The 16768-nt window shown below is 67.9% G+C and carries 16 protein-coding genes; 7 read left to right on the forward strand and 9 right to left on the reverse strand.

Annotation, left to right across the window (positions count from 1 at the left end):
- Positions 1 to 22: 22 nt before the first annotated feature.
- A complete protein-coding gene (locus tag Bsp3421_RS31935; protein ID WP_274000928.1) occupies positions 23 to 2203 on the reverse strand; it encodes a M1 family metallopeptidase in 2181 nt (726 codons plus the stop codon).
- A gap of 680 nt (positions 2204 to 2883) precedes the next feature.
- Between Bsp3421_RS31935 and Bsp3421_RS31940 the strand changes: the two genes are divergently transcribed.
- The 3 genes from Bsp3421_RS31940 (at position 2884) to Bsp3421_RS31950 (ending at position 5577) form a co-directional block, all read left to right on the forward strand.
- Complete coding sequence (locus Bsp3421_RS31940; RefSeq protein WP_274004431.1) at positions 2884 to 3390, forward strand: LEA type 2 family protein; 507 nt, start codon at positions 2884 to 2886, stop codon at positions 3388 to 3390.
- Positions 3391 to 3504: 114 nt separating this feature from the next.
- Positions 3505 to 4635 carry a class I SAM-dependent methyltransferase gene (locus tag Bsp3421_RS31945; RefSeq protein WP_274000929.1) on the forward strand — a complete coding sequence of 377 codons (1131 nt, stop codon included), beginning with the start codon at positions 3505 to 3507 and terminating at the stop codon, positions 4633 to 4635.
- 93 nt (positions 4636 to 4728) lie between these two features.
- The gene (locus Bsp3421_RS31950) at positions 4729 to 5577 is read left to right on the forward strand and encodes a class I SAM-dependent methyltransferase (RefSeq protein WP_274000931.1); all 849 of its coding nucleotides are present in this window, start codon (positions 4729 to 4731) and stop codon (positions 5575 to 5577) included.
- Positions 5578 to 5587: 10 nt separating this feature from the next.
- On the opposite strand, the gene Bsp3421_RS31955 is transcribed toward Bsp3421_RS31950, so the two are convergent.
- Both Bsp3421_RS31955 and Bsp3421_RS31960 read right to left on the reverse strand, forming a co-directional pair.
- Positions 5588 to 6169, reverse strand: coding sequence for a DUF1415 domain-containing protein (locus tag Bsp3421_RS31955; protein ID WP_274000933.1), 582 nt, complete (start codon positions 6167 to 6169; stop codon positions 5588 to 5590).
- A gap of 55 nt (positions 6170 to 6224) precedes the next feature.
- Entirely contained in the window at positions 6225 to 6839 is a 615-nt protein-coding gene (locus tag Bsp3421_RS31960; protein WP_274000934.1) for a TetR/AcrR family transcriptional regulator, read from the reverse strand.
- A 147-nt stretch (positions 6840 to 6986) separates the two neighbouring features.
- Here Bsp3421_RS31960 and Bsp3421_RS31965 point away from each other — a divergent pair, with 147 nt between their 5' ends.
- The 3 genes from Bsp3421_RS31965 (at position 6987) to Bsp3421_RS31975 (ending at position 10483) form a co-directional block, all read left to right on the forward strand.
- The gene (locus Bsp3421_RS31965; RefSeq protein WP_274000935.1) at positions 6987 to 8270 is read left to right on the forward strand and encodes an MFS transporter; all 1284 of its coding nucleotides are present in this window, start codon (positions 6987 to 6989) and stop codon (positions 8268 to 8270) included.
- Between the two features lie 133 nt (positions 8271 to 8403).
- Positions 8404 to 9009, forward strand: a complete 606-nt coding sequence (locus tag Bsp3421_RS31970) for a nitroreductase family protein (RefSeq protein WP_274000937.1) — start codon at positions 8404 to 8406, stop codon at positions 9007 to 9009.
- Positions 9010 to 9223: 214 nt separating this feature from the next.
- Positions 9224 to 10483 (forward strand): Hsp70 family protein, encoded by a 1260-nt coding sequence (locus Bsp3421_RS31975; protein WP_274000938.1) that lies wholly within the window; start codon positions 9224 to 9226, stop codon positions 10481 to 10483.
- 69 nt (positions 10484 to 10552) lie between these two features.
- Here the strand turns inward: Bsp3421_RS31975 and Bsp3421_RS31980 are convergent, their stop codons facing one another.
- Positions 10553 to 10756: a cold-shock protein gene (locus tag Bsp3421_RS31980; protein WP_252985999.1), complete on the reverse strand. Its 204-nt coding sequence runs from the start codon at positions 10754 to 10756 to the stop codon at positions 10553 to 10555.
- 436 nt (positions 10757 to 11192) lie between these two features.
- On the opposite strand from Bsp3421_RS31980, the gene Bsp3421_RS31985 reads away from it, so the two are divergent.
- On the forward strand, positions 11193 to 12791 hold the full coding sequence (locus Bsp3421_RS31985) for an APC family permease (RefSeq protein ID WP_274000939.1): 1599 nt from the start codon (positions 11193 to 11195) through the stop codon (positions 12789 to 12791).
- A gap of 95 nt (positions 12792 to 12886) precedes the next feature.
- Here Bsp3421_RS31985 and Bsp3421_RS31990 read toward each other — a convergent pair whose 3' ends face one another.
- The 5 genes from Bsp3421_RS31990 to prfA form a co-directional block, all read right to left on the reverse strand.
- On the reverse strand, positions 12887 to 13678 hold the full coding sequence (locus tag Bsp3421_RS31990; protein ID WP_274000941.1) for a DODA-type extradiol aromatic ring-opening family dioxygenase: 792 nt from the start codon (positions 13676 to 13678) through the stop codon (positions 12887 to 12889).
- A 124-nt stretch (positions 13679 to 13802) separates the two neighbouring features.
- Positions 13803 to 14399 carry a UbiX family flavin prenyltransferase gene (locus Bsp3421_RS31995; RefSeq protein ID WP_274000942.1) on the reverse strand — a complete coding sequence of 199 codons (597 nt, stop codon included), beginning with the start codon at positions 14397 to 14399 and terminating at the stop codon, positions 13803 to 13805.
- Between the two features lie 10 nt (positions 14400 to 14409).
- Positions 14410 to 14721: a Grx4 family monothiol glutaredoxin gene (gene grxD, locus Bsp3421_RS32000; RefSeq protein ID WP_252985995.1), complete on the reverse strand. Its 312-nt coding sequence runs from the start codon at positions 14719 to 14721 to the stop codon at positions 14410 to 14412.
- Positions 14722 to 14798: 77 nt separating this feature from the next.
- Complete coding sequence (prmC, locus tag Bsp3421_RS32005; protein ID WP_274000944.1) at positions 14799 to 15647, reverse strand: peptide chain release factor N(5)-glutamine methyltransferase; 849 nt, start codon at positions 15645 to 15647, stop codon at positions 14799 to 14801.
- 10 nt (positions 15648 to 15657) lie between these two features.
- Entirely contained in the window at positions 15658 to 16740 is a 1083-nt protein-coding gene (prfA, locus tag Bsp3421_RS32010; RefSeq protein ID WP_274000945.1) for a peptide chain release factor 1, read from the reverse strand.
- Between the last annotated feature and the right edge of the window lie 28 nt (positions 16741 to 16768).

Consider the following 16768-nt stretch of genomic DNA (forward strand, 5'->3'; position numbering starts at 1 on the left):
GCCCGCGCGATCCGCCGCGCGCTTACTGCGTGTGCACCTGCCGCGGCACGAACTTGCCCTGGTAGCGCAGCGTCGGATAGTCGCGTTCACGTTCGTCCGTCGTGGCCGGCGCGAGCAGCGTGCTGCCGGACGGCACCTGACGCAGCGACATCGCAGCCGGCGAGTTGATCGTGCCGATGCTGCTCGAACGCGAGGCCGGTGCGAGGTTCGAGCCGACCAGCAGCGCGGCTTCGCTCTTCAGGCTTTGCAGCAGCACTGGATCGGTCGTGCGGCCGAGCTGCGGCAGCAGCGCGCTCCACGCGGCGTCGCTGTAGTTCGTCACGTAGTAGTCGTGGCCCGACGGGTTCGCGAGCACCGCCGAGCAGCCGTCGAGACGGATCTGCGTCTGGGTGTCCTTGAGCGCGAGCGTCTTGCGGTTGACGAGGCCGTCGCCGTACGCGAGCGTGACCGGCACCGTCCACTGCGTGCCCGGATACTTGTTGGTATTCGGGTACGGCGCCTGCTTCAGCGTGACGATGGTCTGGTTCTTCGTCAGGTCGCACTGCGTGTCGAGGCTCAGGAGCGGCACGCCGGTCTGGCGCACGTAGCTGTCGCCGATCGGCCCGACCTGCTGGCCGCTCGCCTTCGACAGCGCATCCCACAGCCGCTTCGGCGTGCCGTTGCCGAACGAGTAATCGGTCAGGTACTGCTGCAGACCCTTGCGCAGCGTTTCCTCGCCGAGATAGCCCTCGAGCATCTTCAGCACGTGGCCGCCCTTGTTGTAGACGAACGAGCCGCCGCCGAGCACGAATTCGTTCGAGCCCCACGCGTTGAAGTTCGGCGCGACCGGGAACGCGTTCGGCCCGATGTCGCGATTGATCACGCGATAGCGGTCCTTCACGTCATCGATCCAGTTGAACTGATCCGGGAAGAACTGGATCGTCGTCTTGGTTTCGAAGAAGGTCGCGAACGATTCGTTGAGCCACACGTTGTCCCACCAGTCGGCCGTCACGAGATCGCCGAACCACTGGTGCGCGACTTCGTGCGTGAGCACCTGGTCGCCGTAGCGCGACATCGGCTTGCCCGGCTCGGGCAGGATGTCGTCCGCGAACTCGAGAATCGAGCCCCAGTTCTCCATGCCGCCGAAGTTCAGGTTCTTCTGCGCCTTGAACGCATCGTTCGCGGCGACCGTGTCGAACTTGGTGAGCGGCAGCGGAATGCCCGTATAGCGGTAGTAGAAGTCGAGCGCCTGCTTGGTGCGCTGCATCGCGGGCTTCGCCCAGTCCCGCATGCCGGGCGGCGTGAACACGCGCAGGTGCAAGCCGCGGCCGTCGGGCAGCGGGCTCGTGAAGTCGTCCTCGAGCACGTCGAACTGGCCGCCGCCGAAGAACACCAGATAGGACGGCATCGGCGGCGTCTTCTCGAACGACACCAGCTTGTAGCCGCCGCCGACGTTCGCCGCCGGCTTCTCGGCCGCGTTCGACACCACGCGCCACGCCTGCGGCACCTCGGCCGTCACCTCGTAGGTCGGGCGGAACGCCGGCTCGTCCCAGCCGGGGAACCACTGGCGCGACAGGTCGGTTTCGCCCTGCGTGAGGATCGCGCCGCTGGTCTTGCCGTCGGTGCCTTTCAGGTCGACGCGGAAGATCCCTTCGGCGGCGGAGCAGCCGGGATACGGATCGTTGTCGCAGCTGCCGACGGTGCCCTTGGTCGGGTCGCCCTTCGACATGAAGTTGATGATGCCCTGCCATTCCATGTGCAGCGAATAGTTGCCCGGGGCGATCGAGCCGCTCGCGGGGCGCAGCTGGTAATAGTCGCCCTTGCTCTGTGGCGTGGCGATCAGCGGCACGTTGCCGGGCTGCAGCGTGATCCGGCCGTTGGTGAACTGGATCCGGTGCGCGGCGACGACGATCGCATTGACCGGCTTGAGCACCTTGATCTCGACGTCCGCGCGCCCGTTGAACTGGTTCAGGTCGTCGTTCGGGCGGAACCACAGCCGGTAGTTGACCGGCACCACCGTGTCGGGCAGCTCGACCGGCTTCGCGCTTTTGTCGACCGGGGTGGCCGCCGGCGTGCTGGCGGCGGGGGTGGCCACGGTCGGCGCGTGCGCCGCGCCGAGCGACGTGGCCGAGCCGCCGATGCCGCCGTCGTCGCCGCCGCAGGCTGCGAGCGCGAGCACGCCCAGCAGCGACAGGTAGCGAATCCTATGCGTATTGATCCACATGCTGAAACCTCGAATGGAAGAAAGACCAGACAGTCATGTTTTGCAATCGACCGGCAATAGTTCGCCCTCGCCGTTAATCGACGGCGAATGACGGTATTCCGGTGATATTCGAAAGGCGTGGTAATTGACTAGGTGAAGATAATCATGGAGTGGTGCCCCCTTTTGATTCTGGATTGTCGATCAAACTGCCGGCGCGGCCGAATCGGGCGTCAGCTCGCGCACGGCGGCGACGCGCCGCCGCGGCGCGCTTCACCAAGGCCGGGAGCCATATGGGCCGGCGACTTCCGCCGTCTGGCATAGCTTCGGCGCGCGCTTGAACGCACCCGCCCGCCAGAGCGGCGGAGGCGTGATTGTCAAGCACTTTTAAGGTATGTCAGGCGAATCGAAAGATGTGGGTCAATATACTTGATGATTTTCTGCAAAGGAAACGAAATTTTTCTAAAAATGCATATTACGTTTCTTTCAATGAATATGAATTGAGTGAGTTAATGGACAATATTTTCGGGTGATTGAATTTTCGTAGTGCGGCGCGCGCGGCCGGCGGCGCGCCGCGCGGAAACTACGAGATCCACCGGCCGGGTTCGTCGGACCAGGGCGCGCGCGACGGGGAGTCCGAACGAGGCGACGGGGCGGGCTCGGTACAATGGCCGGTCCGGGTGTTCCAAAGCGAGGTCGTCGTCATGTTCCGTTCGTTCCGTGCCGTTCCACGTGGGTGGCTGCTTGCGCTTGCCATGTTGCTGATGCTGGGCGGCTGCGCGGCGCTGTCCGGTCGCGACCCGGTGCGCGCGAACGTGGTGGGCCTCGAACCGCTGGCCGGCCAGGGGCTGGAGGCGCGTTTCAACGTGATGCTGCGGCTGCAGAATCCCAACGACAGCGCGCTCGACTACGACGGCGTCTCGCTCGATCTCGAGGTGAACGGCAAGGCGTTCGCGACCGGCGTCAGCGATGCGCGCGGCACGGTCCCGCGCTTCGGCGAGGCGGTGATCGCGGTGCCCGTCACGGTGTCCGCGTTCGCTGTCGCGCGGCAGGCGTTCGGCCTCGCCGACGTGGCCGGCGCGGGCAAGCTGCCCTATGTGATGCGCGGCCGGCTCGGCGGCGGTCCGTTCGGCGGCGCGCGTTTTCACGACGCGGGCGAGCTGAGCCTGCCGGCGTCGCCGCTGTTCGGCACCGCTCCCGCGCCGTATTGAGCTGGCGTGCCGCGCGGCCGGTCGCGCGGTTTTGCGGCCGCGGCCCAAAGCGCGCTACTGTGTGGTCCGTGCGATGCACGGCATCGCCTGTGATTCAACCGTTTTCGAGTACGTGTGACTGATTCCACTCTTTTCCATTGGACCGACGCTCAGGGCGCGGACTGTGTCGCGCGCTGGCGCTCCGAAGCGGGCGCGAGCCCGCCGCGGCGCGCGGTGCCGGCCGACGACCGCACCACGGCCGACGTCGCCTATCGCCTCGCGAGCGAGGGCACGGCGCTCGTCTGGCAGGGCGACTTCCAGAATGCGCGGCAACTGCTGCAGGCGCTCGCGCGCCGCCTCGACCGCAAGCCGCGCAAGGCGGCCGCGACGCCCGCCGACGCCTTCAATCTCCATCGGCTCGCGCAGTCGCAGCGCGCGCGCACGCTCGGCATGCTGCTGATCCCGCTCGAGGCGGACTACGGGATCGCGCTGCGGCGCGCGCCCGATTGGCGCGACGCGTGCGAGGAAGCCTACGGGCCGGGCGGCGGCGAGCGCTCGATCGTGTCGCTGCGCGAATTGCTCGGGCTCAACGGCGCGCACGAATGGCGCAAGAAAGGGGTTGAGATCGACGCGCTCGGCGCGCGCATCCATCCGCACTACGGCGTGTTCTCGCCGGTGCGCGGCGAGTACGTGACGCTGGTCGCGCGCGCGCCGCTGCCGTCGAGCGCGCTCGCATTCGACATCGGCACCGGCACCGGCGTGCTGGCGGCGGTGCTGGCGGCGCGCGGCGTGCGCCGCGTGGTGGCGACCGACCAGGATCCGCGCGCGCTGGCCTGCGCGCGCGACAACCTCGCGCGGCTCGGCTATGCCGGGCAGGTCGAGGTAGGCGAGGCGGACCTGTTTCCGGCCGGGCGCGCGCCGCTCGTGGTCTGCAATCCGCCCTGGGTGCCCGCGCGGCCCAGCTCGGCGATCGAGTATGCGGTCTACGATCCGGACAGCCGGATGCTCAGGGGCTTTCTCGCGGGGCTCGCCGCGCACCTGGAGCCGGGCGGCGAAGGCTGGCTGATCCTGTCCGATTTCGCGGAACATCTCGGCCTGCGCACGCGCGAGGCGCTGCTCGGCTGGATCGAGGCGGCGGGCCTGACGGTAATCGGTCGCGACGAGATCCGGCCGCACCATCCGAAGGCGGCCGATCCCGCCGATCCGCTGCATAGCGCGCGCGCGGCGGAGCGCACGTCGCTGTGGCGGCTCGCCGCGCGGGCGTGACGCGCCGCGCTTTTCGGTAAACTGAGGTTTTCTCCGCCTGCCTGTCCGCCGCGCGCCCGATCGATCGGGCGCGCGGCGGCTGCTTTCCGCACGATGTCGAACAAGACCTACGAAATCCGTCCGAACCAGTCGATCGAACTGCTCAAGGAGCTGCACATCCTGACGCGCGACGGCAAGATGAACCAGGACAGCCGTCGCAAGCTCAAGCAGGTGTACCACCTGTTCCAGTTCATCGAACCGCTGCTCGCGAGCGTGCAGCAGGACAAGGGCGGCGTCACGCTCGCCGATCACGGCGCGGGCAAGTCCTATCTGGGCTTCATCCTGTACGACCTGTTTTTCAAGGAGCGGCCGTCCGGCGCGTCGCACATCTACGGGATCGAGACCCGCGAGGAGCTGGTCGAGCGCTCGACCGCGCTCGCGGCGACGCTCGGTTTCGAGGGGATGTCGTTCCTCAATCTGTCGGTGGCCGAGTCGATCACGTCGCCGCGCCTGCCCGAGACGATCGACGTCGTCACCGCGCTGCACGCCTGCAACACCGCGACCGACGATGCGATCCGCTTCGCGCTCGCGAAACGCGCGAGCCATATCGTGCTGGTGCCGTGCTGCCAGGCCGAGATCGCAGGCGTGCTGCGCAGGAACAAGGGCAAGTCGCTCGGCAACGCGCTGACCGAGGTGTGGCGCCATCCGCTGCATACCCGCGAATTCGGCAGCCAGATCACCAACGTGCTGCGCTGCCTGCAACTGGAGGCGCACGGCTATCAGGTGAGCGTGACCGAGCTGGTCGGCTGGGAGCATTCGATGAAGAACGAGCTGATCATCGCGCAGTACAAGGACCTGCCGCGCCGCAAGCCCAGCGAGCGCCTGAACGAGATCCTGGAGATGTTCGGGCTCGCGGAACTGCGCGAGCGCTTCTTCGCGCCGGCCGCGGGCGAGGCCGCCTGACGCGTCTGCGTCAGCTTGCGTCGTCCGGGTGGTCGCCCGCCATCCATTCCCGCCAGCCGTCATGCCCGAGGCGGCGAAGCGTCGCCTGATTGCGTTCGTAGATGTCGGCGGCGTCGGGCACCGCGTCGACCGCGCGCGCGATGCTCGCCTCGCGCAGCAGATGCAGGATCGGATACGGCGCGCGGTTCGTGTAGTTCTCGATGTCGTCGGGCGCGCTGCCGTCGAACTGGTAGCGCGGATGGAAGCTCGCGATCTGCAACATGCCGTCGAGGCGCAGCTGGCGCAGCAGCTGGTCGGCGAACAGCAGCGCGTCGTTGTAGTCGGCGAAATCGGCGAGCGCGTCGGGAACGATCAGCAAGGTCGTGTCGACCTGCTCCGGATCACTTGCCTCGAGCGCGCGCAGCTCGGCCTCGAGGTCGGTCAGCGCGGCTTCGAACGAGGTCGCGCGGCTGATCGCGTAGCGCACCTGGTGCTTCACATGCACGCTCTTTGCGAACGGACACAGATTGAGGCCGATCACCGCGCGCGTGAGCCAGTTGCGGGTGGCGGCGAGGATCGTGGCGTCGTCTTCGGCGGGGCGGGGAACGGTCATGTCGGGCAGCGGCCTGGCGGGAAACGCCGCATTGTAGCGGGCGGCGCGCGCCGGTTCACGCGCAGGCGGCGTCGATCAGGAGCCGCGCGACGCGCGGCGCCTCGCCGATCGGGCTTGCGTCGGGACGGTAGGTCTGGCTTGCCGCGTAGATGCCTTCGATCAACAGCGCGAGCCCATCGGCGAGCGCCTGCGGCTCGCGCGCGCCCGCGCCGTGCGCGAGCGTGACGAGCCGGGTCATCAGGCGGGCCTTGTTGTCGGCGACGAACTGGCGCGCGGGATGGCTCAACTCCGGAAATTCCGCCGCGACGTTCACGAACGGGCAGCCCCGGTAGTCGGGTTGCAAGGCCCGCGCCGACAGATCGTCGAAATACTGGATCAGCTGCGCCTTCGGATCGTCCGGATGCCGGGCGGCGCTGGCGTCGACGCGCTCGAAGAAGCACGCATCCATTCGTTCGAGATACGCGAGCACCAGTTCGTCCTTCGACGAGAAGCGGCGATACAGGCTCATCTTGTTGACGCCGGCGCGCTCGACCACGGCTTCCACGCCGACGGCGCGCACCCCTTCCCGATAGAACAATTCCTCCGCCGCGCGCAGCAGATGCTCGTGCGCGGTGGCGCCCGCGATGGGCGCGCGCGCGCGTCGGACGGGTTTGGCGGCGGTGGCGGACATGAAAGACCTCGTCAGCGTTATTGGCTGCTTGACATGTTACCGAGCGGTCACTAGGATCGCAACCTAATGTGACCGATCGGTAACAGATTGGCTCGTTGTCAACAGAAATGGATGCAGCGTCCGCGCGGCGGACCAGGAGCGAAATCGATGAATTGGGCGGCGACAAGAATCGGCGGGCGTTTCCACTACGGATGGCTGGCGGCGGCGGTGGTGTTTCTGGTGCTGCTCGCGGCGGCGGGCACGCGCGCGACGCCGAGCGTGCTGATGGTGCCGCTCGAACGCGAACTGGGCTGGTCGCGCGCGACGATCTCCCTGGCGATCTCGGTGAACATCGCGCTGTACGGCCTGACCGGGCCGTTCGCGGCGGCGGCGATGCAGCGTTTCGGCGTACGGCCGACGATCCTGAGCGCGCTGACGGTGATGGGCGCGGGAGTCGCGCTGTCGTCGCTGATGACCGCGACCTGGCAGATGGTGCTGATCTGGGGCGTGATGGTGGGCGGGGCGACGGGTGTCGCGGCGCTGACCTTGTCGGCGACCTTCGTCACGCGCTGGTTCAGCGCGCGGCGCGGCCTCGTGATGGGGCTGTTGACGGCCAGCTCGGCGACCGGCCAGCTGGTGTTCCTGCCGATGCTCGCGGCGGTCGCGCAGCGCCACGGCTGGCGGCCGGTGGTGCTGGTGGTCGCGCTCGCGGTCGCGCTGGTGGTGCCGCTGGTCGCGTTCCTGCTGCCGGAGCGCCCGGCCGATCTGCGGCTGCGGCCGTACGGCGAGCCCGCCGACGCGCCGGTCGTGCCCGAAGGCCCGAAGCAGAATCCGCTCGCGGTCGCGTTCGGCACGCTGTTCTCGGCGGCGCGCACGCGCGACTTCTGGCTGCTGTTCTTCAGCTTCTTCATCTGCGGCGCGAGCACCAACGGCTACGTCGGCACCCATCTGATCGCGATGTGCAGCGACTACGGCATGTCGGAGGTGCAGGGCGCGTCGCTGCTGGCCGCGATGGGCGTGTTCGACCTGGTCGGCACGACGCTGTCGGGCTGGCTGTCGGATCGCTACGACAGCCGCGTGCTGCTGTTCTGGTACTACGGGCTGCGCGGGCTGTCGCTGATCTACCTGCCGCATGCGTTCGGCATCGATTTCTTCGGCCTGCCGCTGTTCGCGGTGTTCTACGGGCTCGACTGGATCGCGACCGTGCCGCCCACCGTGCGGCTCGCGACCGACGTATACGGCAAGGCGGCGGCGCCCGTGGTGTTCGGCTGGATCGTCGCGGGGCACCAGCTGGGCGCGGCGTTCGCGGCGCTGGGCGCGGGGCTCCTGCGCGCGAGCCTCGGCACCTACACGCTCGCGTCGATGATCTCGGGCGGACTGTGCATCGTCGGGGCCGTGATCGTGCTGCGGATCAAGCGCGGCGCGCCGCGCGCGCAGGCGGCCGCGGCCTGACGGCGGCGCCGGGAGCAAAGCAGAAAGCGCGATTTGCATTGGTGTGATGGATCGGGCGAGGCGGGGCGCGAGCGGTTATGCTTGCGGTTCTTCCCGGAATGCCGCGCCCTCTTTCATTTCGCAAGGAACCCGCATGACCGTCAAACCCGCCCCGACCTCCGTCTCGATTCACGAACTGATCGCCGGCCGCTGGAGCCCGCGCGCCTACTCGAACGCGCCGGTCAGCGCCGCAGACCTGCTGGCGGTGCTGGAAGCCGCGCGCTGGGCGCCGTCGGCGTACAACGCGCAGCCGTGGCGTTTCATCGTGTTCGACCGCAATCGGGACGAGGCCGCCTACAAGCGCGCGTTCGCCACGCTGGTGCCGTTCAACCAGGGCTGGAATGCTCCCGCGCCGGTGCTGATCGCGGTGACCGCGCACACCGTCAACACGAAGGGCGAGCCGAGTCCCACCGCGCTGTACGACGCGGGCGCGGCCGGCTTGTCGCTGGTGCTGCAGGCGCATGCGCTCGGCCTGGCCGCGCACCAGATGGCGGGCTTCGATGCGAAGGCGCTGCGCGAGGCGTTCCGCGTGCCGGCGGATGTCGCGATTCCCGCCGTCATTTCGCTCGGCCACTATGGCGACGCGGACAAGCTCGATCCGGTGCTGCGCGAGCGCGAGCGCGCGCCGCGTACCCGCCACGCGCTCGGTGAGGTGGCCTATGCGGGGGCCTGGAAGACGCCGTACCCGACCGTCGCCTGAGCGAGCCCGCTCGGGCCGGGCTCCCGACCCCGCGCGAGCGGGGCGTCTGAAAAATCGCTCCGGATCGCGCCCGGTGTCGTGCGCACCCGCGGCGGCGGGCCCGCCCAGGCCCGGACGATGCATGATCCGGGCGAGGCCCGGTTGTGACCGGGCCGCTTTCATGATAAAAACCCGGTCCTTCCGTTTTCGCGCCTGCCCAGCGGCGGCTTGAGCCATGACTTATTGCGCGATTGACTTCGGCACGTCCAACTCCGCGGTGGCGCTGCCGGACGGCGAGGGCGCCATGCGCCTCGCGCCCGTCGAGGGCGAGCACCTGACTCTGCCCACCGCGATCTTCTTCAACAACGACGAGGGCGCCCGCGAGTACGGGCGCGCCGCGCTCGCGTCGTATATCGACGGCTTCGACGGGCGGTTGATGCGCTCGTTGAAGAGCATCCTCGGTTCGGCGCTCGCGGAAACCACGACCGACCTCGGCGACGGCTCGGCGATCGCGTACACCGACGTGATCGCGCAGTTCATGCTGCACCTGAAGCAGAAGGCGCAGGCCTGCGCGGGCGTCGCGCCGCGGCGGGCGGTGCTGGGCCGGCCGGTGTTCTTCGTCGACGACGATCCGCAGGCCGACCGCCTCGCGCAGCAGCAGCTTGAAGCGGCCGCGCGCTCGGTCGGGTTCGAGGACGTGCATTTCCAGTACGAGCCGATCGCGGCCGCGTTCGACTACGAATCGCGGCAGGCGGAAGAGCGGCTCGTGCTGGTCGCCGACATCGGCGGCGGCACGTCGGACTTCTCGCTGGTGCGGGTGGGGCCTGAGCGGATGCGACATCTCGAACGCAAGGGCGACGTGCTCGCGCACCACGGCGTGCACGTCGCGGGCACCGACTACGACCGGCGCGTGGAGCTGTCGTCGATCCTGCCCGCGTTCGGCTACCGCGCGCTCGATCCCGAGGGGCGCGAGCTGCCGAACCGCATCTACTTCGATCTCGCGACCTGGCACCTGATCAACACGGTGTACACGCCCAAGCGCATCGGCGAGCTGAAGCTGATGAAGCACCTGTACCTCGAGGTCCGGCAGTACGAGCGCCTGCTGCGCGTGCTGGAGCAGCGGTTCGGCCACGCGCTGATGGCGCGCGCGGAAGAGGCGAAGATCGGGGTGTCGGCGGGCGGGGAGACGATGATCGACCTGAACGACGTCGAGGAGGATTTGCAGATCGCATTCGATGCGTCGCGGCTGATCGACGCGAGCCGCGACGACACCGCGCGGATCGTCGCGGCCGCGCGCGAGACCGTGCGGCTTGCCGGCATCGCGCCGCGCGAGGTCGGCGCGCTGTACTTCACGGGCGGCTCGACCGGGCTCGCGTTCCTGTCCGGCGCGCTCGCCCAGGCGTTTCCGGACGCGCAGCCGGTTTACGGCGACCGCCTCGCGAGCGTGGCGACGGGCCTCGGCATTTACGCGCGGCGCCTGTTCGCGGGCGCGTGACGTGCGGCGCACGCAAACAAAAAGCCCCGCCGGAGCGGGGCTTTTTTCATGAGCAGCGAAATCGCGCGCTTACAGCGGCTTGATGTTCGCAGCTTGCAGACCCTTCGGGCCGTTCTTGACTTCGAACTCGACCTTTTGGTTTTCTTGCAGCGTCTTGAAACCGTCGATCTTGATTTCCGAGAAGTGCGCGAACAGATCGTCGCCGCCGCCTTCCGGGGTGATGAAGCCGAAGCCCTTAGCGTCGTTGAACCACTTAACGGTGCCGGTTGCCATATTACTTTTTCCTAAAAATGTAAAACAGGGCCGAAGCCCGGGGAGTGCATGAAAATCAAGGAAGGGGGTAATGGGACCAACCGGAGTACCGTTGATGGGCGAACTACGAAAGAACCTATTCACACACTCGCCGCTTGAAATCCTGCCCGAACTTTATACGGCTAATTTTTTCGCCGGTCAACCGGATTTCCGTATTCGCTACAGAATCTTCGGGATAACCCTGAATTCTAGCTTACAAAACTTGCAAATGTGCTCACTTTTTTGTGGGGGCTGATCGATTTTGCGTCCCCATTCAGGTGCAACCGTTTAAACTACGCGCCGCGCGGAAGGGTTGCTCCGATCGGGTAATCCACCCCCCAAGAATGCATGTGCGGGACCGCCCCGGGCACTAGCCGGCGGCGATGTCGACCGTGCTTTTCGAGACACAGGAGAGGTTGTGAAGAGTTCTATTCAACGGAACATCGGTCCGTTCGCATTGATGCTGACCGGGCTGGGTTCGATCATCGGCTCGGGCTGGCTGTTCGGTGCGTGGAAGGCCGCGAAGATCGCCGGCCCGGCGGCGATCTGCGCGTGGATCATCGGCGCGGTGGTGATTCTCGCGATCGCGCTGACCTACGCGGAGCTGGGCGCGATGTTCCCCGAGTCGGGCGGCATGGTGCGCTACGCGCGCTACTCGCACGGCGCGCTGGTGGGCTTCATCAGCGCATGGGCGAACTGGATCGCGATCGTCTCGGTGATTCCGATCGAGGCGGAGGCGTCGATCCAGTACATGAGCACCTGGCCGTATGAATGGGCGCACAACCTGTTCATCAACGGGGAGTTGACAACACCCGGGCTGCTGCTGTCGGCGCTGCTCGTGATCGTCTACTTCCTGCTCAACTACTGGGGCGTGAAGCTGTTTGCGCGCGCCAACACCGCGATCACGATCTTCAAGTTCCTGATCCCGGGCCTGACGATCCTCGGCCTGATCCTGACGAGCTTCCACAGCGAGAACCTCGGCACCACGTCGAACGCCACGTTCGCGCCGTACGGCTGGTCGGCGGTGCTGACCGCGGTGGCGACGAGCGGCATCGTGTTCGCGTTCAACGGCTTCCAGAGCCCGATCAACCTCGCCGGCGAGGCGCGCAATCCGTCGCGCAGCGTGCCGTTCGCGGTGATCGCGTCGATCCTGATCGCGCTCGTGATCTACGTGCTGCTGCAGATCGCCTATATCGGCGCGGTGAACCCGGCCGACGTCGCGAAGGGCTGGTCGCACTTCAACTTCGCGTCGCCGTTCGCGGAACTGGCGATCGCGCTGAACCTGAACTGGCTCGCGATCCTGCTGTACGTCGATGCGTTCGTGAGCCCGAGCGGCACCGGCACCACCTACATGGCGACCACCACGCGGATGATCTACGCGATGGAGCGCAACAACACGATGCCGAAGATGTTCGGCAACGTGCACCCGTTCTACGGCGTGCCGCGTCAGGCGATGTGGTTCAACCTGATCGTGTCCTTCGTCTTCCTGTTCTTCTTCCGCGGCTGGAGCTCGCTCGCGGCGGTGATCTCGGTCGCGACGGTGATTTCCTACCTGACCGGCCCGATCAGCCTGATGGCGCTGCGCCGCGCGGCGACCGACCTCGATCGTCCGCTGTCGATCCCGGGCATGAAGCTGATCGCGCCGTTCGCGTTCGTCTGCGCGTCGCTGATCCTGTACTGGGCGAAATGGCCGCTGACGGGCGAGATCATCCTGCTGATGGTCGTCGCGCTGCCGGTCTACTTCTACTTTCAGGGCAAGTCCGGCTGGACCGGCTGGAGCCGCGACCTGAAGGCGGCCTGGTGGCTCGTCGCCTACCTGCCGACGATGGCCGTGCTGTCGCTGATCGGCAGCAAGGAATTCGGCGGTCATGGCCTGATGCCGTACGGCTGGGACATGCTGATCGTGGCGGCGATCTCGCTCGTGTTCTACTTCTGGGGCGTGAACACCGGTTACCGCACCGAGTACCTGAACGAACGCGAATCGCACGACGAAATCCTGGAAGGCGTCGGCGCCTGAGTCTTTCGTCGCGCGCCGACGTTCCCGCATGCAAAAGCCCGCCGGCGATTCGCCGGCGGGCTTTTTCCTTGCGCGCGAGGATGGCCGCGCGCGGCTCAGGCGCGAGCGGAGCCGAACACGTAGTTCGTCATCGCGAGCATCCGCTGATAGGTGCCGAGCGATTGGATGCCGAGCTGATAGTCGTCGTCGGCCGCGCCGAGCGCGGCGAACACCGGTAGCAGATGCTCGTCGGTCGGGTGCATGAGCGCCGCATGCGGCGCCTGGCGGCGGTAGTCGAGCAGCGCGTCGAGGTCGCGCGCGGCGAGGCGGGACTCGAACCAGTCCGTGAAGACCGCGACGCGCGGGTCGGCGTCGGCGGGCGCCGCGCCGAAATCGGCGGCGCGCAGGTTGTGCGTGATCTGGCCCGAGCCGATCACCATCACGCCTTCGTCGCGCAGCGGCCGCAGCGCACGGCCGACGCGGAAGTGGTGGCCCGGGTCGGCGAGCGGCTGGATCGACAACTGGGCGACCGGGATGTCGGCGTCAGGGAACATCAGCAGCATCGGCACCCATGCGCCGTGGTCGAGGCCATGCGCTTGCGTGGCCGTCTCGATGCCGGCCTCGCCGAGCAGCCCGGCCGCGCGCCGCGCCAGCTCGGGCGCGCCCGGCGCGGGATAGCGCAGCGCATACAGCGGGGCCGGGAAGCCGTGGAAATCGTGGATCGTGTCCGGATGCTCGGCGGTGCTCGCGACCGGCTGCCGGGTGCCCCAGTGCGCGGACAGGATCAGCACCGCGCGCGGGCGCGGCAGCTCGGCGCCGAGCCGGGTGAATGCGGCGGACGGCAGGGCGGGGTCGAGCGGCAGCGTGGGCGCGCCGTGCGACAGGTAGACAGCGGGAAGGCGGGTCATGCGGGGCTCCGGGAAGCAGGTTCTGCCGACCACTATAGAGGCGGATTCCGCATGGATAAATGCGGAAAGAGGATTTGATTGAATCCTTCTGGTTGTTAATCGCTGCGCGGCCGGGGGCCGGCGTTCAACCGTTTTCGTTCAGCCCGGACCACGGCGTGGTGAGGCGCGCGTCGAGCGGGAACAAGTCGAGGACGCGGGCCGCCGTGTGGTCGACCAGTTCGTCGATCGTCTTCGGCATCGCGTAGAACGCGGGCAAGGGGGGGAAGATCACGCCGCCCATCTCGGTCACGGCGGTCATGTTGCGCAGATGCGCGAGGTTGAACGGCGTTTCGCGCACCATCAGCACGAGGCGGCGACGCTCCTTGAGCGTGACGTCCGCAGCGCGCGCGATCAGGTTGTCGGACAGGCCGTGCGCGATGCTCGCGAGGGTTTTCATGGAGCAGGGCGCGACGATCATGCCCTCGGTCGCGAACGAGCCCGACGCGATGGTCGCGCCGACGTCGCGCACCGAATGCACGACGTCGGCGCGCGCGTGCACGGCGTCCTTCGACAGTTGCAGCTCGTGCTGGATGTTGAGCCAGCCGGCCGCGGACACGAGCAGGTGCGTCTCGACGCCGCCCGCCGCGCGCAGCAGATCGAGCACGCGCAGGCCGTAGATCGCGCCCGTCGCGCCGGTGATCGCGACGATCAGCCGGCGCGGGGCCGCGCCGCGTCCATTCACGGCGAGGGGGTCAGGCCGACGCGAACAGCTGCTGCAGTTCGCCGGACTGGTACATCTCCATCATGATGTCCGAGCCGCCGACGAACTCGCCCTTCACGTACAGCTGCGGGATGGTCGGCCAGTTCGAGAATTCCTTGATGCCCTGGCGGATTTCCTCGTCCTCGAGGACGTTGACCGTCTTGAACTGGTCGACGCCGCAGGCCTTCAGGACCTGCACGGCGCGGCCCGAGAAGCCGCACATCGGGAATTGCGCGTTGCCCTTCATGAAGAGCACGACCTGATTTTCGTCGACGATTTGCTTGATGCGTTGTTGGGTGTCCATGACTGACCTTGAAATGCGGGGCAATAGATGCGGAATGATACTGGATTTCACCGCGGCCGGCCGACGCCGGGCGCGCGTCAGCCGGGGCGGCGGCCGCCCGTGGCCCGCTCGATCGCGGCGAGGTCGGTGAGCGATTCGACCGCCTCGAAGCCGGCGTCGGCGAGCAGCGCGCGTACGGCCTCCGCCTGATCGTAGCCGTGCTCGATCCACAGCGCGCCGCCCGGCGCGAGGAAGGCGGCCGCGCCGGCCGCGATCGCGCGGATCGCGCTCAGGCCGTCGGCCTCGTCCGTGAGCGCGCCGCGCGGTTCGAAGCGCAGGTCGCCCTGGTCGAGGTGCGGATCGTGCCGCGCGATGTAGGGCGGATTGCTGACGATCGCCTCGAAGCGCAGCGCCGGATCGAGCGCCTCGTACCAGTCGCTGCGCAGCCAGTGCGGCGCGCCGCCCGGCCGGTTCGCGGCGAGCAGCCTGCGTGCGTTGCGCTGCGCGACGTCGAGCGCGTCTTCGGACTGGTCGAGCGCCCAGATGCGCGCGTCCGGCCGTTCGGCGGCGATCGCGATCGCGATCGCGCCGCTGCCGGTGCCGAGGTCGAGCACGCACGGCGCGGCGATGCCGTCGAGCGCGTCGAGCGCGGTTTCGACCAGCAGCTCGGTTTCCGGCCGCGGGATCAGCACCGCGGGCGTGACCTCGAATTCGAGGCCGAAGAATTCGCGCGTGCCGACCAGTTGCGCGACCGGCTCGCCGGCCGCGCGGCGCGCCTCGAGCGCGAGGTAGCGCGCGATCGCGGCGGCGTCGAGCGGGGCGTCCGCGCGCGTGATCAACTGGGTGCGGGTCCAGCCGAGCGCGTGGGCGAGCAGGATTCGCGCGTCGACCGCGTCGAGCGATGACGCGCGCAGCAGTTCGGCGGCGGTGGCGGGCGTGGCGTGCATCGCGGGCGGGTCAGTCGGCGTCGCCGAGCGACGCGAGCAGTTCGGCCTGATGCTCGCTGACGAGCGTCGCGATCAGTTCGTCGAGATCGCCGTCCATGATCGCTTCCAGCTTGTACAGCGTCAGGTTGATCCGGTGGTCGGTCATCCGCCCCTGCGGGAAGTTGTAGGTGCGGATCCGCTCCGAGCGGTCGCCGGAACCGATCAGGCTCTTGCGCGTGGCGGCTTCCTTGGCGTGCTGCTCGTGATACTGCTTGTCCTTGATCCGCGCGGCGAGCACCTTGAGCGCGCGGTCCTTGTTCTTGTGCTGCGAGCGGTCGTCCTGGCACTCGACGACGATCCCGGTCGGCAGGTGGGTGACGCGCACCGCCGAGTCGGTCTTGTTGATGTGCTGGCCGCCCGCGCCGGAGGCGCGGAAGGTGTCGATGCGCAGGTCGGCGGGGTTGATCTCGATCTCGCCGATCTCGTCGGCCTCGGGCATCACCGCGACCGTGCAGGCGGAGGTGTGGATGCGGCCCTGGGTTTCGGTGGCGGGCACGCGCTGCACGCGATGGCCGCCCGATTCGAACTTGAGCCGCGAATACGCGCCCTGGCCGGCGATCCGCACGATCACTTCCTTGTAGCCGCCCAGGTCCGATGCGCTCTCGGACATCATCTCGACCTGCCAGCGCTTCCGTTCCGCGTGGCGCAGGTACATCCGCAGCAGGTCGCCCGCGAACAGCGCCGATTCGTCGCCGCCCGCGCCCGCGCGAATTTCGACGAAGATGTTGCGCTCGTCATTCGGGTCCTTCGGCAGCAGCATCGTCTGCAGATCGATCTCGAGCTGCGCCATCCGGTCGCGCGACGCGCGGATCTCGTCCTCGGCGAAATCGCGCATCGACGCGTCGCCGAGCAACTCCTCCGCGGCCTGTTCGTCGTTGCGCGCGTGCCGCCATTGCGCGTAGTGTTCGACCACGGGGCCGATCTCCGCATGTTCGCGGGTCAGCTTGCGATATTGGTCGAGATCCGCGGTGACGTTTTCGCGGCTCAGCAGGTCGTTCAGTTCGGCCAGCCGGCTTGAGAGCTGGTCGAGCTTGCTTTGCATGCTCGTTTTCATGGTGTGGAGCGGGGCTCCCGGAGCGTGG

Origin of the sequence: Burkholderia sp. FERM BP-3421 (assembly GCF_028657905.1) — a bacterium.
Taxonomy (GTDB): domain Bacteria; phylum Pseudomonadota; class Gammaproteobacteria; order Burkholderiales; family Burkholderiaceae; genus Burkholderia.

Coding starts and splice junctions, on each gene's coding strand:
- Bsp3421_RS31950 (WP_274000931.1), top strand. CDS start 4,729: ATGTCGAACAAGACCTACGAAATCCGTCCGAACCAGTCGATCGAACTG.
- Bsp3421_RS31955 (WP_274000933.1), bottom strand. CDS start 6,169: ATGACCGTTCCCCGCCCCGCCGAAGACGACGCCACGATCCTCGCCGCC.
- Bsp3421_RS31940 (WP_274004431.1), top strand. CDS start 2,884: ATGTTCCGTTCGTTCCGTGCCGTTCCACGTGGGTGGCTGCTTGCGCTT.
- prfA (WP_274000945.1), bottom strand. CDS start 16,740: ATGAAAACGAGCATGCAAAGCAAGCTCGACCAGCTCTCAAGCCGGCTG.
- Bsp3421_RS31960 (WP_274000934.1), bottom strand. CDS start 6,839: ATGTCCGCCACCGCCGCCAAACCCGTCCGACGCGCGCGCGCGCCCATC.
- Bsp3421_RS31970 (WP_274000937.1), top strand. CDS start 8,404: ATGACCGTCAAACCCGCCCCGACCTCCGTCTCGATTCACGAACTGATC.
- Bsp3421_RS31975 (WP_274000938.1), top strand. CDS start 9,224: ATGACTTATTGCGCGATTGACTTCGGCACGTCCAACTCCGCGGTGGCG.
- prmC (WP_274000944.1), bottom strand. CDS start 15,647: ATGCACGCCACGCCCGCCACCGCCGCCGAACTGCTGCGCGCGTCATCG.
- Bsp3421_RS31935 (WP_274000928.1), bottom strand. CDS start 2,203: ATGTGGATCAATACGCATAGGATTCGCTACCTGTCGCTGCTGGGCGTG.
- Bsp3421_RS31980 (WP_252985999.1), bottom strand. CDS start 10,756: ATGGCAACCGGCACCGTTAAGTGGTTCAACGACGCTAAGGGCTTCGGC.
- grxD (WP_252985995.1), bottom strand. CDS start 14,721: ATGGACACCCAACAACGCATCAAGCAAATCGTCGACGAAAATCAGGTC.
- Bsp3421_RS31965 (WP_274000935.1), top strand. CDS start 6,987: ATGAATTGGGCGGCGACAAGAATCGGCGGGCGTTTCCACTACGGATGG.
- Bsp3421_RS31990 (WP_274000941.1), bottom strand. CDS start 13,678: ATGACCCGCCTTCCCGCTGTCTACCTGTCGCACGGCGCGCCCACGCTG.